General features: G+C 68.5%; 15 protein-coding genes and 1 pseudogene. 9 read left to right on the forward strand and 7 right to left on the reverse strand.

Going from position 1 to position 11,600, the window contains the following annotated elements; translation table 11 throughout:
• Positions 1-64 precede the first annotated feature (64 nt).
• On the reverse strand, positions 65-232 hold the full coding sequence (locus tag H8R17_RS01290) for a hypothetical protein (protein ID WP_187821217.1): 168 nt from the start codon (positions 230-232) through the stop codon (positions 65-67).
• 30 nt (positions 233-262) lie between these two features.
• Complete coding sequence (locus H8R17_RS01295; protein WP_187821218.1) at positions 263-709, reverse strand: hypothetical protein; 447 nt, start codon at positions 707-709, stop codon at positions 263-265.
• A 279-nt stretch (positions 710-988) separates the two neighbouring features.
• Here H8R17_RS01295 and H8R17_RS01300 point away from each other — a divergent pair, with 279 nt between their 5' ends.
• Positions 989-1,378, forward strand: coding sequence for a hypothetical protein (locus H8R17_RS01300; RefSeq protein ID WP_187821219.1), 390 nt, complete (start codon positions 989-991; stop codon positions 1,376-1,378).
• Positions 1,379-1,464: 86 nt separating this feature from the next.
• Here the strand turns inward: H8R17_RS01300 and H8R17_RS01305 are convergent, their stop codons facing one another.
• Complete coding sequence (locus H8R17_RS01305; RefSeq protein WP_187821220.1) at positions 1,465-1,656, reverse strand: hypothetical protein; 192 nt, start codon at positions 1,654-1,656, stop codon at positions 1,465-1,467.
• Positions 1,657-1,668: 12 nt separating this feature from the next.
• Positions 1,669-2,520 carry a helix-turn-helix transcriptional regulator gene (locus tag H8R17_RS01310; RefSeq protein ID WP_187821221.1) on the reverse strand — a complete coding sequence of 284 codons (852 nt, stop codon included), beginning with the start codon at positions 2,518-2,520 and terminating at the stop codon, positions 1,669-1,671.
• 271 nt (positions 2,521-2,791) lie between these two features.
• On the opposite strand from H8R17_RS01310, the gene H8R17_RS01315 reads away from it, so the two are divergent.
• From H8R17_RS01315 to H8R17_RS01325, 3 genes are all read left to right on the forward strand, one after another.
• The gene (locus H8R17_RS01315; protein ID WP_187821222.1) at positions 2,792-3,301 is read left to right on the forward strand and encodes an ATP-binding protein; all 510 of its coding nucleotides are present in this window, start codon (positions 2,792-2,794) and stop codon (positions 3,299-3,301) included.
• Positions 3,302-3,502: 201 nt separating this feature from the next.
• Entirely contained in the window at positions 3,503-3,817 is a 315-nt protein-coding gene (locus tag H8R17_RS46175) for a hypothetical protein (protein WP_262504913.1), read from the forward strand.
• An 81-nt stretch (positions 3,818-3,898) separates the two neighbouring features.
• Positions 3,899-4,378 (forward strand): hypothetical protein, encoded by a 480-nt coding sequence (locus tag H8R17_RS01325; protein ID WP_187821223.1) that lies wholly within the window; start codon positions 3,899-3,901, stop codon positions 4,376-4,378.
• 503 nt (positions 4,379-4,881) lie between these two features.
• Here the strand turns inward: H8R17_RS01325 and H8R17_RS01335 are convergent.
• A complete protein-coding gene (locus H8R17_RS01335; RefSeq protein ID WP_262504914.1) occupies positions 4,882-5,289 on the reverse strand; it encodes a DUF192 domain-containing protein in 408 nt (135 codons plus the stop codon).
• A 607-nt stretch (positions 5,290-5,896) separates the two neighbouring features.
• A complete protein-coding gene (locus H8R17_RS01340) occupies positions 5,897-6,520 on the reverse strand; it encodes a hypothetical protein (protein WP_187821225.1) in 624 nt (207 codons plus the stop codon).
• Positions 6,521-6,598: 78 nt separating this feature from the next.
• On the opposite strand from H8R17_RS01340, the gene H8R17_RS01345 reads away from it, so the two are divergent.
• The 5 genes from H8R17_RS01345 to H8R17_RS01365 all read left to right on the forward strand — a co-directional run bounded on the left by H8R17_RS01345 (position 6,599) and on the right by H8R17_RS01365 (position 9,953).
• Positions 6,599-7,471 carry an LLM class flavin-dependent oxidoreductase gene (locus tag H8R17_RS01345; RefSeq protein WP_187821226.1) on the forward strand — a complete coding sequence of 291 codons (873 nt, stop codon included), beginning with the start codon at positions 6,599-6,601 and terminating at the stop codon, positions 7,469-7,471.
• 61 nt (positions 7,472-7,532) lie between these two features.
• Entirely contained in the window at positions 7,533-8,000 is a 468-nt protein-coding gene (locus tag H8R17_RS01350; protein ID WP_187821227.1) for a GNAT family N-acetyltransferase, read from the forward strand.
• A 53-nt stretch (positions 8,001-8,053) separates the two neighbouring features.
• Positions 8,054-8,548 carry a nuclear transport factor 2 family protein gene (locus H8R17_RS01355; protein WP_187821228.1) on the forward strand — a complete coding sequence of 165 codons (495 nt, stop codon included), beginning with the start codon at positions 8,054-8,056 and terminating at the stop codon, positions 8,546-8,548.
• Positions 8,549-8,629: 81 nt separating this feature from the next.
• Positions 8,630-9,013 carry a VOC family protein gene (locus tag H8R17_RS01360; RefSeq protein ID WP_187821229.1) on the forward strand — a complete coding sequence of 128 codons (384 nt, stop codon included), beginning with the start codon at positions 8,630-8,632 and terminating at the stop codon, positions 9,011-9,013.
• Between the two features lie 157 nt (positions 9,014-9,170).
• Entirely contained in the window at positions 9,171-9,953 is a 783-nt protein-coding gene (locus H8R17_RS01365; RefSeq protein WP_187821230.1) for a class I SAM-dependent methyltransferase, read from the forward strand.
• 16 nt (positions 9,954-9,969) lie between these two features.
• On the opposite strand, the pseudogene H8R17_RS01370 reads toward H8R17_RS01365, so the two are convergent.
• Positions 9,970-11,010, reverse strand: a pseudogene (locus H8R17_RS01370) (winged helix DNA-binding domain-containing protein).
• Between the last annotated feature and the right edge of the window lie 590 nt (positions 11,011-11,600).

The raw sequence follows: 11,600 nt of genomic DNA on the forward strand, positions 1-11,600 counted from the left end.
ACGCCACGTCACCGGGCCATGCTGTGTTTTCGCAGGTCAAACCCTATTTCCAGCGACTATGCCGCTACCTCTGCTGCGGAACTCCGGGCTGGTTCGCCACCAGTTTGTCGTAGCCCTTCTCCTTCGCCTTCGTCTCCGTCGCCTGTGAGGAGTCGTCTTCGCAGGCAGCGGCGCCGAAGCCGACCAACAGAACAGCGGTGACGGCCAGTGCGGTACGGGCGATACGCTTCATGGCCTTTCTCCTCTTCGTCTTTCCTCTTCGTCACGGCGCACACGTGGTGTTCATGTCGTCCACGTCCAACCGCGGCGGCAGGTCCTTGTCCCTGAAGGCACTCCGGTGCTCCTGCGCGGCTTTGGCGTTGTATTCGCTGACCGCTTCGATCCGGGACGACTTCAAGGCGGTGAGGGAGGTGCTGATCTGGGCCCGCCTGGACTCGGAGGCCGTCTTGTTCTCCTCTTCCAGAGCCTTGATGGCCCCTTCCTTGGACTGCACCGTGGAGCAGAGTCCGAAGAACTCCTCGTACGTGGCGATCCGAAACGCACCTGAACCTTCGGTGCGGTTGCGCTTGTCGACTTCGCCGCGGAACGGAGCAGTCAGCCAGCTGACGCCACCGAGTGCGAGGCTGATGGTCAGGCCGACCGTGACCAGGGCGGCGATACCGCCGATGACCCAGATCCCGGCCTTGACCTCTTCCCGGGCCTTGCTCATGGTTCTTCCTTTCCCGTCCGTCACTCAGCCGGTGCCATTCCTCTCCGCAGAGCGCGACACCACCTCCAGCCACCACGGAACGGGCAATTCACGGTGAACGCCCAAGCGCAAGCTACAGAGAAGCTCCCGGGACCCCTCCCGAAAGCCGCATCCCCGGGGTCGTTCCCGAAGCCGCACGAAGCCCGATCCGGCCTGCGTTGCCCTCGCCCTCCACCCCCGCAGCCCCTAACCTTGCATTCGCGTTAGCGAATCCAATGCTGCTGGACTCGGGGGGAACGCGTGACCGTACTCATGGTCGCCGCAGCGATATACGGCATGCTCCAGCTGTTCACACTGTCATGGCCAACCCGTTCGGTACGCCTCTCCACGACCCTGTTGCTCATGCTCGTAGGCGCCTACGCCGGCACAACAGCCGCAGCCCTCCTGGAGCTCACGTACACGCGCACCATTGCCCACACAACGGGCCAGTCCCTGACCGACGTAGTGAACACCACCTCCTACCAGACCGCTCCATGGGTGGAGGAACTGGCAAATGTCGGCATCGGCCGCCCGGAGACGGTGGGCTTGGTCCTCGGCGCCAACGCCGATGGAGGCCTGGCCCGATCTTATGGGTGTCGGTCCGGAGGTAGCCGCCCAGCATCCTCAACTGGCATCGGCGCGGGGGCGTGAGGAGCCCCCGCTGGTGGTCTTCTCCGGTGAGAGGCAAGGAGCGCGGACGCCGATGCAGGGCCCCTGACGGCGAGCACCCGCAGTCCCTACAACAGGTGGTCGGCCTTACCCGCCTTGATCTCCCGGATGAGGGTACGAAGGGCCTCCCGATTGTCGGTGAGATACCGATCTTCCTGCCCGGCAACGGCGATGTAGGCGTTGCCCTCGTCGTCGGTGCCTATGCGGAAGCAGTTGGCTCCTTCGCCGCAGAAGGGCTCTTCCCAAGCGATCGTGGGCATGACGGATGTCTCCTAGAGGTCCTTGGCGAGAGTACGAATGAAGCGCCGGGAAGCGTCCGGTGCGAGCGCCACAGACTCCGCCGCGTCGAGCTGGGCCCGGTACTTGCGGAGCTGCTTGTCGGAGTCGACGAACTCCGGGCCGTGCGTGCTGTCGAGCTCCACGGTGTCGAGCTGAGGAACGGCCGCCTCGGCGTATACGACTGACTGCCCTGCCCCCGGGAAGCCTCCGGCCTTGAAAGGGATGACCCGTACCGTCACGGCCTCACGCTCGGACATGCGCAACAGGTGCTCCAACTGCCGCCGTGCCACGGCCGCACCGCCGAACTCCATGCGCAGCGCAGCCTCGTGGATGATGACGTACAGCCCCGGCGGCTTTGGCCGATCGAGGACCTGCTGCCGATCCATCCGGTGCGCCACGCGCGCATCCGCATCCGCTGGCGGCAGCCGCGGAATCACGGCTTCGAAGACCGCGCGGGCGTGCTCCTCAGTCTGCAGGAGCCCGGGCAGGTGCACGCTCAGCGCCATACGCACGCGTTCGGCGTGCCATTCCAGCTCGGCGATGTCCAGGAAACTCGTGGGCAGTTGGCCCCGATAAGACTCCCACCATCCCTTGTCGCGCTCACCTGCCATCGCGGCAAGTGCCTCGATGAGAGGCTGTTCCTCACAGCCGTAGTTGCTGGCCAGAGTCCGTACGCGTTCCGGGCTGATGCCTGAGCGTCCCGATTCCATGTTGGGCACGTTCGTGCGGGGGACCTCCAGCAGCCCGGCGGCGTACTCCGTCGTCATCCCGGCCGCAAGGCGCATCTTGCGCAGCTCGGCACCAAGGCGCCGCTGACGTGCCGTCGGCGTACTTCTCGGCGCCATGCGCCCTCCCCCTCCGTATCTCTGACGGGGTCAGTCTGCCGTTGCGCCCGGCGCATGGTCCACCTCGACAAGACCCAGACCTCGCTAATTGGTAGTACGTGTACTCCTCGATGCTCTACAGTCGGTGACAGATCGACCGCGATCCGCCACCACGTCGGAAGCGCATCGCGCGAGCCTGCCCGCAACCTCCTCCCCTGGGAGGGGCGCTCGCGTCAGGGAGACAAGCAGCCATTTCCGGAGTCCAAGCCATCAGCCATGCAAGGGAGTTGCCATGCCCGCTGCCGTGACGTACTGCCAGGTCCCGACCGCCACCGACCTGCCGCCCACGCCCCCGTCCCCCGAAAGCCTCGCCTACAGCCTCACGCTCCCCGCCGCCCCGCACAGCCCAGCCATCGCCCGCGCCGCCACCCGCACAATCCTGCGAGCCCACGGCCTTGAGGACGTGACCGACGCGGCGGTGCAGGTGGTCAGTGAACTGGCGTCCTCTGCTTGCCGTTTCACTCCCGCCGCGGAGGTGTACGTCTCCCTCCGCTACCGCGAGGCCGCCCTGCGCGTGACCCTCTACGACAACCACCCCCGCCACACCCACCCCCGCCTCGCCATCGCTTGCGACACCCGCCGCCGCGCGGCCCTGCGGGTCCTGGCCTGCGTGGTCCGGGCGTGCGACGGCGACTGGGGATTCGGCGACGCGCGGGAACCAGGCGGGGGGACGCGGATGTGGGCGGTGCTGCCGAGGCTGGGGGCGCGGGCATATCTGGACGGCGAACGCACCGGCGAGTGACGTGCCGCCAGAAGGCGATCGGGCCTGCGCGGAACTGGGTTGCCGCCGTCGGTCGAAGTGCGTCAGCCGCGCTGCTGCACTGCATGACGGCACACGCCCGAGGCGCGCGAGCACAGTCCGCGCGGGCGGCGTCGCGCACCCCTCTGTCTTGTGGGTCATGGCCCCATCGAAGAAGTAAACTCAGATCGGCTGGAGCCCGAAGTGCTCGCCGCAGGCAAGGAAGCGGCGGCAGCCCGTGGACTGGACTTCAGTCGCTACGTCGAGCGGCTCATCATCGAGGACACCACCGGCGCGCCCGCGCCGTCGGCGTGGCCGCCGCGCAGCGCTTCATCGAGGAGCGCGGTGTCTTCCTCGATGCCCTGGAGCAGCAGCTCGACACCCGGTACGGCCGCGCGTGATCCCGCACATCGACGAGCCCTGGATCACGGTGTGCTTCCGCTGACTGGGGCGATTGAACTGGGCCAGGTCCTCGATCGCAGTGGTATCACGCAGGACACGACCGAAACGGTCTGGTGAGGGGCCAGGCAATCCCATCGCCTCCCTCTTCCTGCTTTCGAGGGATGGCGGGGTGGGGGATTGCGAAGTAGTTTCAAAGTCATGTCGACCGAGAACGCTGCCGTGAACTTCTCCGAGCTGGTGAACAAGAACAAGCAGACGCTTGCCCCTCTCAAGGAATCGCCACGGCTGCTGCTGCACCGCAGGGACGGTGAGGACCTCGTCCTCACCACGGCGGCACGAGCCGAGCAGGAACAGACCGTGGTGTCGGCGGCCACACGGATACTGGCCGCGATAGCACGTTACGAGCCCGGCAGCATGGAACTGCTCCTCGACATACTGCCGAACGCCTTTCCCTGGGTACGATTTCTGCCCGAGGCCGATCTCCACGCCTTTGCCGTCGAACTGGTCGACACCATGCGGGCCGCCGACTCGATCGCCAATAGCGCGGCGGTCGCACAGCTGCTCACCGCATGGCAGCACACGGCCGAGGTGCACTCCGATCCCGAACTCCTGGCCGCACTGACCCGTGACCACGCCGAAGACTACGGTCCGGCACCGGATCCGCGGGATGTCGCGTGAGCGCGGGCCGCGGCGACCGCGCCGCCCCTCCGGCGCCACCGGGCCAGTGGGAGGTCCGCTTCGCGGACGCGGCGGCGGCCAAGGGATGGGGCAACCTTGCCCAGTAGGCACGCGAGAACACCTACCGAGCCTGGCTCACCATGCGGGCAGAGCCCAGACCAACCATGGAAACACCGCGGCATCACCGCCTGAAGGGCAGCCTCGCGCACGGAACCCACGGGGGCCATACCTGCGAGCAGTGGCAGATCGAGGTGACCGGCGGTGGACGTGTCTGGTACCTCCTGGACGCCGCCCGCGACACCTGCTGGATCACCTTCGCAGGTACAGGACACCCTCGCGCCACGGACCGCTGAGTCCGTACGGTCGCGGCCAGCCGGTGCACGACCGCCGCACGACCCTCGGCCTGCCACGGCCGGCGTTGGGCTGGCGGCCCGGCATGACGGGCGACGAGGTGGAGGCCGTCGAACTGGGCGGAATCCTCCCTGTCACCTCCAGCCTGCTGCTCATGCTGGCCGTGGCACTCGACGTACTTCCGGCCTTCCCTCCGCCACGACCTCCACCCGCACCCCGACCTGCACCCCCCACCCAGCCATCGCCCCCGCCTCCGCCTCCACCACATGCCGTGCCCGAAGCCGAGGCACCCCCAGCCGCCCCGACGGCATGGTGCGCACGGCGATGACGCGCAGATCGCGGTCGAGGTAGGCGACGTCGATGGGAATGCGCATGCGAAGGGTGTGCACGCTGTTGGCTGGGGAGAGCAGGATCGCCCCGTTAACGCGATCTCGCCCGAGCAGCCCCTTCGTACGGGCGCGATAGGAGGTGGCGATCTCCAGTGGCACGCTGACAGGCGCTCCCCGACCACCCGCATGCACGAGCAGCCGCCCGCACCCGTCACGCCAGTGTCGCCTCAAGGGAAGCTCCCCGTCGTCCGCTCTTGTCTGACCTGCCTGAACTGACCGTATCCGCATGGGGGTAGGTGGGCACACCTGTGGCGCCGTGACAACTGGACACTGGGCACTGCGCGTTACGCAACCGTTACGGCTGGACGGATTCGGGAACCACCAATTTGCTCCCATACGCCCCGTCAGTCGACAACTTTCATCCTGGTGTCGCCCGATGTTGCTGGATAGCGTTGTGCGCTCAAGAGAATCCGGTCGGTGTGGTGGAGGCGTCGGCTGGGCCCCGGAGTCAAGCCAGAGAAGAAGGCCCAGGTCGACGAGATCTGGTTCGCGGGCGACACACGTTTCGCCGGCGTCATCGCGGTCCCCGGTCCTCGGCGCCTCTTCCTTGTGTACCAACAGCTCACCAAGGACTCGCGCGTCCTCACGGACGTGCAAGAGGCCGCCCCTGAGGCCTTGGCCCGTGCCCGTCGCGCCGGGATCCGGGTGCCGGAACGAAACGATCAGCGGCCCTCTGGTGGCAGGTGACCAACGCGGCGCACCGCGTCCAGCATGGCGACGACGGCGTCGCCTGGACCGCTCGTTGGCTTGGACGCCTTCTGGGCCACCAGGAGGCACCTCAGTCATGCCGGAAACCGAAACCGCGATCAGCGATCGCGACCCCCGTCACGGCATTCACCAGTCTGAATCGCTCCCAGGGAAGGAGCGCGAGTGGAAACCAACTGAAACCAACGGCAAAGACGCTGACCAGCAGGGTGAGATTCTCGGGAAGGAGCCAGCGGAGCTGGGCGACGACCAGGGCCGTGATCAGCACATAGACGCCGAAGAAAAGAACGGCCAGCATCTTGAGAGCCGCTTCGCCCGGACGGAGCCGTGGCTTCTCCGGAGTGCCGCGAACGAACTCGTACAGAATTAGCGGCACTAACAACCCGGTCACACCGCCGAAGCCAATACCTCCGACCAGCAAGGCTCCGCGTCCGTCGTCTGGTACTGCCGCCGACAGGAACGACTCATCGGCCAGCCCCGCTGTCAGAGACACTCCGGCAAAACCGCCCAAGACCGTGGTAGTCAAGGCGAGGGTCAAAGCTGCGCCGAATAGCTCATTTCCGGCACGGTACGTCCAGAGGCCCCAGTCTCGGGCCCACCAGAACCTGATTCCCAGGACATGCCTCTCCGAATCCTCGCGGGTCGGATTGAGGGAAGCTGGTGTTTCAACGACAGCACGATGTGCGGCGTCTTCCAACAGAGGCTCGTCGAGGTCGGGGCGTACCGGGCGTAAACCTGTTGTGGGGTATCCCGAGTGTTGGGTAGGAAGATGCCCATGACTGAACTCGGCGCTGTCTTCCGGCCCCAGCTTTCGCCCGAGCGGCTGCGGGGTATCGCTCGGCTTGCTGATGATGTGGGGCTCGAACAGCTCTGGCTGTGGGAGGACTGCTTCCGGGAGGGTGGTGTCTCGACGGCTGCCGCTGCGCTGGCATGGACCGAGCGGGTGCGGGTCGGGGTGGGGCTATTGCCCGTGCCGTTGCGGAATGTAGCGATCACCGCCATGGAGATCGCCACGCTGGAACGGATTTTTCCGGGGCGGGCGCGGGTGGCTGTCGGGCATGGGGTGCAGGAGTGGATGGGGCAGGTCGGTGGGCGGGTCGAGTCGCCGGTGACCTTGCTGCGGGAGCATCTCGGCGCGCTGCGGGCCTTGCTGCGCGGGGAGCGGGTCACGACCGAGGGGCGGTACGTGCGGCTCGACGACGTGGGGCTCGACTGGCCGCCCGCGGAGGCTGTGCCGTTGATGGTCGGGGCCACGGGGCCTCGTACGCTGCGGCTCGCCGGTGAGGTCGGTGACGCGACGCTGCTCACCGCCGGTACGCCGCCGGAGGGTGTGCGGCGTGCCCGTCGGCTCGTCGATGAAGGGCGGGAGGCGGCCGGTCGTAGCGAGCCGCATGAGGTCGCCGTCTATCTGCTCGCCGCGACCGGGCCGGATGGGGCTGCTCGTCTCCGGGCCGAGCTCGATGCGGAAGGGCTTGATTCCGTTCCGGACCCCGGGATCGCCGGAGACGCCGTCGCTGTCGCGAAGGCCGTCCAGCGGCTCGCGGACGCCGGTGCCGACACCGTCATCCTCCAGCCGACAGGGGACGAGCCAGATCCGGAGGGGTTCATGCGGTTCGCGGCCGAGGAGGTTCGGCCGCTCGTTCCGTAGCCTGTTGGTTCATCATGGCTGGTCAGCCGCGTTGTCAGTGGTGGGTGCCACACTTTCTGGCATGAGTTACGACGGGGTGGACGTACAGCTGCGTGACGTGGTGGCCGACCTTGAGGCGTTTCTCGCATACGAGCACGATCCGGAGGCCGTTCGGCGGTCGAGGTTCACGCCGCGGCCGCGGGAGGCCTTCATACGGCACTGGAAGACGAAGACTCTCGCGGACGAGAGCGTGCTCGTGCGGACGGTGACCGTGGACGGTGAGGTCGCCGGGAATGTCGTGTCCTGGTGGGACGGGGAGCGGCGGTTTCTGGGTTACTGGCTCGGCCGGGCGTACTGGGGGCGCGGCGTCGGCACCGAGGCCCTCGCCCTGTTCCTCGCGCTGGAGAAGAGCCGGCCGTTGTACGCTGATCCCTTCGCCGGTAACACCGCCTCCATACGCCTGCTCGAACGGCATGGGTTTCAGCGGTCCGGCGCTGGCGTCGACAGTGGTGACGAGGAGGACGGGCACGTAATGCTCGTGCTCGGCTAGGAACCGTCCAGGCGCCTTGACCTCAAGCATGGTTGAGGAAGCACTCTTCCCTCATGGACACCGAAGAGATGCAGCGACAGGTGCAGGCCCTGACCGACCGCGCTGAGATCACCGACCTGTTGAACCGCTACCTGCGTTCCCTGGACTACGGGGTTTTCGACGAGGAGTGGGCTCGCGCGTTCCACACCGAAGACGTCACCGCGGAGATGCCCATCGGCACCGTCCATGGCCGCGATGCCCTTCTGGCCCGTGTCCGGCAGGGAATGGCGCTGTTCGACCGAACCGTGCATCTGGGCACCAACGCCATCATCGAGATCGACGGTACCCGGGCCACTGCCCATGGCGCCCAGTTGAGCACCCACGTCCTGGCGGATGGCTCGGACGGCGTCTTCATCTCTGCCGGCCACACCGACACCGAACTGGTCAGGACGGCTGACGGCTGGCGGATCTCCGCCTCAACACTGCGGGTGGTGTGGACCCAGGGCTCTCCTCCGCGACTGCCGGACGAATTCGCCCCAGCCCCCTCGGCCGTTCCATCATCCTCGTAGACGCAGAATGCCTGGCAGGAGCGACACAGCCGAGCAGAACGCGATCGCTTGGCGTGTCGCCCTCCACGTAAGCTGACGGGCATGGCATGCCGTATCAGTGAGCTGGTCATCGACTGCGCCGACCCTGAGCAGCTCGCCGCATTCTGGAGCGAGGTCCTCGGCTACGTCGAACTCGGCCGGGAGGACGACGGCAGCATCGAGATCGGGCCGCCCGACGCCGGCTTCGGTGGCGCGCAGCCCACGCTCGTCCTCAGCCCCAGCAGCGACCCGCGGACCGGGAAGCTCCGACTGCACATCGACGTCAACGCCACCGACCGCGACCAGGACGCCGAGCTGGAGCGGCTGCTCGCGCTCGGCGCCAGGCCCGCCGACGTCGGCCAGACCGGCACCGAGAGCTGGCACGTCCTGGCCGACCCGGAAGGCAACGAATTCTGCCTCCTGCGCACCCGGCTCCAGCCCCTCTGACCACGTGCGCCCTCGGAGATCCGGGGAACTGGGGTTCCGCGGCTCCGGTACGGCGGGAGGGAGGAGAGCGACGCGCCTGCTGCAAGGCGAAGGACGTGCCTGCTGCAAGGAGAAAAATGACAGGCGCCCCCGTCCCCTCCCTTGCGACGATCACCCCATGAACCACCCCCGCACCTTCGAAGACCTCGTGGCCGAGGGCGCCTCCGTCCCCACCGAAGGATGGGACTTCTCCTGGTTCGAGGGCCGGGCCACCGAAGCGCGGCCCTCCTGGGGATACGCCCGTTCGATGGCCGGCCGGCTGGCCGCCGGGCGTGCCGTGCTCGACGTGCAGACCGGGGGAGGGGAAGTCCTCGCCTTCGCCCTCGCCCAAGCCGCCACGCGGCCCGCGCTCACCGTCGCCACCGAGGGCTGGCCGCCCAACGTCGCCAAGGCCACCGCCCTGCTCCGGCCGCGCGGCGTGACCGTCGTCGCCGTACCCGAGGACGCCCAGCTGCCCTTCGCGGACGGGGCCTTCGACCTGGTCGTGAGCCGGCATCCGGTGAACCCGCAGTGGGCGGAGATCGCCCGCGTGCTGCGACCCGGCGGCACGTACTTCGCCCAACACGTGGGACCGGCCAGCGCCTTCGAGCTGGTCGAGCACTTCCTCGGGCCGCAGCCGGAGGAAGCGCGCAGCGGCCGGCATCCGGACCGCGAGCGGGCCGATGCCGAAGCCGCCGCTCTCGAGGTCGTCGAGCTGCGCGCCGAGCGCCTGCGCATGGAGTTCCACGACATCGCCGCCGTCGTCCACTTCCTGCGCAAGGTGATCTGGATGGTCCCCGGCTTCACCGTCGAGGCGTACGAGCCGCAGTTGCGCGCCCTGCACGAGCGGATCGAGTCCGAGGGCCCCTTCGTCGCCCACAGCGCCCGCCAGCTCGTCGAGGCCCGCAAGCCACCCAAGTGAACCGAGGAGTCCACACTCACGCGTGCGGCCCGACCGCAACCTCCCCCACGACCAGCTCCGCCCGCGCCTCCAATCCAGACGCCCGCCACCACCCCGTCGACCAGCAGCACGGGGTAGTTGCCGGCCTGGCCGCCCGCCAGCGCGCGGCGCCGGGCGTCCCCGGGGAAGAGCAGCTCACGCGGCTGCGCGGCGATGGCGTACGCGTCGAAGTACGGCAGCAGCCGCACCCCGCGCACCGGCCCGTCCGGGAACTGCGTGTCGCCCGCGGCCACCCGGGCCGGACCGGCGACGCCCCCGCAGCCGACATCCTCGATCTCACCCGCGGCGGCCAGCTTCCCGAACAGGCCGGACGCCCAACCGCCGGGCGCCGCCAGCCACTTGGCGAAGTGCTGCGGCGTCGCGGGGCCGTAGGCGCGCACATAGCGGTGGACGAGGGTGCGCAGCGCCTCGTCCGGCGGGACGGGGTCGAAGCGGGGCGGGCGGGTGTGCGTCACCTTGCGACCGCGGTTGGGGCCGAAGCACAGCGCGCCCGACTGGCCGGCCCGGTGCATCACCTGGCGCCAGCGTGGCCACATGCCCTGGAAGGCGGGCATCACCAGGTCACCGGCCCACGAGCCGGTGCGGGCGACGACCTCCTCGCCCAGCTCGTCCACGGTCAGGCACACGCCGTCAAGGGCCTCGCCGACCGCCGCCACGACCTGCCGGGCCTGCTCCTCGGTAAGCCGGCCGTCGGGCGGTAACGGGCTCGGCCCGGCCGGCACCGCGGTCAGCGCGGCGCACCAGACGGGCAGCTCGCGGGCGGGGAGCAGATGCACGCGCGCGGGCCGTGTGTCTTCACCAGCGGGCGGTCGTCCCACAGCGCCGCCCGTACCTCCGCCCGCGTCACCCCGGCCGCCGCCCGCACCCCGACCGACAGCTCGGCCGTCGACAGCAACTGCGCATGCGCGCCCAGCATCGCGCCGACCACTTCGGCGACCGGAGTGCCCTCCGGCGCGGAATCGGCCAGGAACTGCCGGTCCAGCCGCCGCGCGGTCGCCGCGTTCCAGGTGATCCTCATGGCCTCGTCCCCCTGGCCTCGTCGTCACGGTCCCTCGTCATGGACCGAGATGGACCGAGATGGACTGAGATGGACTGAGATGGACCGACGGTAGAGCGAACTAGGTCGGAGCCTGTCCTCTATCGATTCGCGTATTTGCCACATTGTTACGTCGCGCGGTCGGCCTTCGGGGTGGCTTTCCCCAAGGGTTCAGACCAATGGAAATCGCCCGAGCAAAGCCGCACGGGTGGTGCCGCGCGGCGGGAGGGGGCTGTGCGGCGTCTGTGCACCCCCGTTGCGCCGGTGCGGCCGTCAAGCGGACGTTCGCGGTCGGGGTCACCCGTGCGGGGGCCCGGGGGCAACTCGCCGAGCGGATGCCAAGCCGCGGCAAACCCTCCAGATCCGCCGGATGTCGCCCCATTCCCCTGGGAAACCCTTGGGAATCCGCCGGGATTCGGCCACGAACAGGGCAGGAATGAGGGCTTCCGCGACCACCGGCCCGTCGTCGGACGATTTCGGAGAGTAGTTGTGGCGCGCCGATGCACGCAGTAGCACTTACGAAGGGTTATGGTGGAAGCCCCCCCTCGGGCCGGTCCGTCTCCCCCCCCCCC

This window comes from Streptomyces sp. TRM68367 (assembly GCF_014495685.1).
Taxonomy (GTDB): domain Bacteria; phylum Actinomycetota; class Actinomycetes; order Streptomycetales; family Streptomycetaceae; genus Streptomyces.

Coding starts and splice junctions, on each gene's coding strand:
- H8R17_RS01290 (WP_187821217.1), bottom strand. CDS start 232: ATGAAGCGTATCGCCCGTACCGCACTGGCCGTCACCGCTGTTCTGTTG.
- H8R17_RS01295 (WP_187821218.1), bottom strand. CDS start 709: ATGAGCAAGGCCCGGGAAGAGGTCAAGGCCGGGATCTGGGTCATCGGC.
- H8R17_RS01305 (WP_187821220.1), bottom strand. CDS start 1,656: ATGCCCACGATCGCTTGGGAAGAGCCCTTCTGCGGCGAAGGAGCCAAC.
- H8R17_RS01310 (WP_187821221.1), bottom strand. CDS start 2,520: ATGGCGCCGAGAAGTACGCCGACGGCACGTCAGCGGCGCCTTGGTGCC.
- H8R17_RS01315 (WP_187821222.1), top strand. CDS start 2,792: ATGCCCGCTGCCGTGACGTACTGCCAGGTCCCGACCGCCACCGACCTG.
- H8R17_RS01325 (WP_187821223.1), top strand. CDS start 3,899: ATGTCGACCGAGAACGCTGCCGTGAACTTCTCCGAGCTGGTGAACAAG.
- H8R17_RS01345 (WP_187821226.1), top strand. CDS start 6,599: ATGACTGAACTCGGCGCTGTCTTCCGGCCCCAGCTTTCGCCCGAGCGG.
- H8R17_RS01350 (WP_187821227.1), top strand. CDS start 7,533: ATGAGTTACGACGGGGTGGACGTACAGCTGCGTGACGTGGTGGCCGAC.
- H8R17_RS01355 (WP_187821228.1), top strand. CDS start 8,054: ATGGACACCGAAGAGATGCAGCGACAGGTGCAGGCCCTGACCGACCGC.
- H8R17_RS01360 (WP_187821229.1), top strand. CDS start 8,630: ATGGCATGCCGTATCAGTGAGCTGGTCATCGACTGCGCCGACCCTGAG.
- H8R17_RS01365 (WP_187821230.1), top strand. CDS start 9,171: ATGAACCACCCCCGCACCTTCGAAGACCTCGTGGCCGAGGGCGCCTCC.